Here is a 2,568-nt window from a genome sequence, read left to right on the forward strand (position 1 = left end):
AGATGTGTTTAAGAGACAGCCGGAGTGTCGGGTGCCCTCCGGGGCAACCCCTTGGTTTTACGGAAAAACCCGTGCTAGGACGCCGCCCGGGGGGCCGGTGTCGGGCAGGTGACGGTGCCTGGGGTCCAGGGTGCGCGTCTTGCAATGGAAGCGGCGGTTCTCCCCCCGTCCTTCCGACAGGAGTCACCGCGGTGTTCGGTCGCCTGCAGCGCTTCTACACGTCCATCAAGGTCGCCGCCGACGCGGGGATGCTCGCGGTGGCGTTCGTGCTCGCGTACTTCACCCGCTTCAGCGGCGTCATGCCCATCACCGAGGGCATCCCTCCGCCGGGCGAGACGTTCGTCTCGCTGGTGATGGTGCTGGTCATCTTCCCGGTGACGTTCCGGCAGGCCCGGCTGTACGCGACCAACCGCTCGCGCACGCACATGGGGGAGCTGTTCGAGCTCTTCAAGGCGACCATCACCGCGACGCTCGTCCTGGTGGCGGTGACGTACTTCATCCGCGAGCGCTATTCGCGGCTCACCATCGCCATCTTCGTCGTCTACGCCTTCACGCTCATCGCGCTGTCGCGGCTGGCCTTCCGGCATGTGCTCAGCGAGGTGCGCCGGCGCGGCTACAACCTCAAGTCCATCCTCGTCATCGGCGCGGGGGACCTGGGCCTGCGCACCATCGAGACGGTGGAGAGCCACCGCGAGCTGGGCTTCCGCGTGGTGGGCGTGCTGTCGCTGAAGGAGGAGAAGGTCGGCCAGTGGGTGGGCGGCGTGCGCGTGGTGGACCACGTGCGCAACGTGGAGGCGTACCTGGATGCGCACCCGGTGGATCAGGTCATCATCGCCATGCCGCTGGAGGACCAGGCGCAGGTGAAGCCGCTGATGGAGCAGCTGGCGCTGCGCACCGTGGACGTCAAGGTGGTCCCGGACCTGTTCCAGTACATCACCCTGTACGGCGGCCTGGAGGAGTTCGGCGGCCTGCCCATCATCAGCCTCCAGGGCGACCCCATGGACGGCTGGAGCCGCGTGGCCAAGCGCGTGTTCGACGTGCTGTTCTCGCTGCTGGCCATCCTGGTGAGCGCGCCCGTGATGGCGGCGACGGCGCTGGTGGTGTGGGCGACGAGCCGGGGGCCCATCCTGTACCGCCAGGAGCGCATGGGCATGGACGGCAGGACCTTCCCCATCCTCAAGTTCCGCACCATGCGCGTGGACGCGGAGGTGCAGGGCGCCACCATGGCCAGCGCGGTGGACGCCCGGCGCACGCCGGTGGGCACGTTCCTGCGCAAGTACTCGCTGGATGAGCTGCCCCAGTTCTTCAACGTCCTGCGCGGCGACATGAGCCTCGTGGGGCCCCGGCCGGAGCGCCCCGTCTTCATCGAGGAGTTCAAGCGCCAGATTCCGCGCTACCACCTGCGCCACAAGGTGAAGGCGGGCATCACCGGCTGGGCGCAGATCAACGGCCTGCGCGGCCAGACGTCCATCCAGAAGCGCATCGAGTACGACCTGTACTACATCGAGAACTGGTCGCTGCTGATGGACCTGAAGATCCTCCTGCGCACCGCGCTGGGCGGCTTCCTGTCGAAGAACGCGTACTGACGGCCCGGGGCTCCGGAGCCTGGGGCCGCCAGTCCAAGCAGGCGGGCAGGGAAGGCGCGGAAGTCGTATTCTTGCGCACCCTCTTCACGTGCCGCGAAGCCGTCTAGAATCCGTCGGCACATGGCCGACAAGCTTGGAATTACGCTGGTCCGCAAGGGCCTCCTGACGCAGGCGCAGCTCGACCAGGGATTGGGCGTCCAGCTCGTCCACGGGGGCCGCCTGGGCACCCGGCTGGTGGAGCTGGGGTTTCTCGACATCGAGACGGTGGGCATGGTGCTGGGGGAGCTCACCCACTTCCCCGTCGCGATGGAGGCGGACTTCGACGCCGTAACCGAGGCCACGCTCAAGCTGCTGACGGCGGACCAGGCGGAGAAGCACCAGGCGTTCCCGCTCGCGGTGGAGGGCCGGCGGCTGAAGGTCGCCATGGCGAACCCGCTGGAGCTCCAGACGACGGATGCGCTCGGGTTCATCACCGGGATGCGCATCGTGCCGTACGTCACGCCGGAGCTGCGGCTGTTCCACTACCAGGCGCGCCACTACGGCATCGACCGTCCGACGAAGGCCCTGCCGGCGCCCGCGCCCGTGCCCATCCGTCGCTCTGTCTCCGTGGCCACCGTGCCCCTGCCTCCGATGCCGGCTCCCGCCGCGCCCGCGCCCGTCCGGCCGGAGCCGCAGCTGCCCGCGATGTTCGGGGGGCTCGCGCCGGGACAGTTCCTCAGTGATGACTCGGAGGCGGAGGACGCGGCGCCGGCCGTGGCCAGCGCGCCCATGCTCCCCTTCGAGAGCCCCGAGGAGGAAGAGCTTCCGCAGATCGTGATGGGGGAGCCCGTGCGCGCTGCGCCGGGGGGCGAGAGCTTCCGCCCGGGTGGGGTTCCCACTTTGGGGCCCGCGCGTCCTCCGGTGGTGGCTCCGCCTCCGGTCGTGTCGGCACAGCCTCCGGGCATGGTGGCGCGGCAGGGTGGGCCGCCGGTGGTCGCGGGGC

The 2,568-nt window shown here is 69.4% G+C and carries 1 protein-coding gene and 1 pseudogene; both read left to right on the plus strand.

All coding sequences use genetic code 11. From position 1 onward, the window contains the following. The first annotated feature begins 191 nt into the window (after window positions 1-191). On the plus strand, window positions 192-1,586 hold the full coding sequence (locus D7X74_RS41185; RefSeq protein WP_120538374.1) for an undecaprenyl-phosphate glucose phosphotransferase: 1,395 nt from the start codon (window positions 192-194) through the stop codon (window positions 1,584-1,586). A 120-nt stretch (window positions 1,587-1,706) separates the two neighbouring features. Continuing rightward, window positions 1,707-2,568: pseudogene (locus tag D7X74_RS41190) on the plus strand (hypothetical protein); the annotation flags it as partial.

It is taken from the genome of Corallococcus sp. CA047B (assembly GCF_003612065.1).
Taxonomy (GTDB): domain Bacteria; phylum Myxococcota; class Myxococcia; order Myxococcales; family Myxococcaceae; genus Corallococcus; species Corallococcus praedator.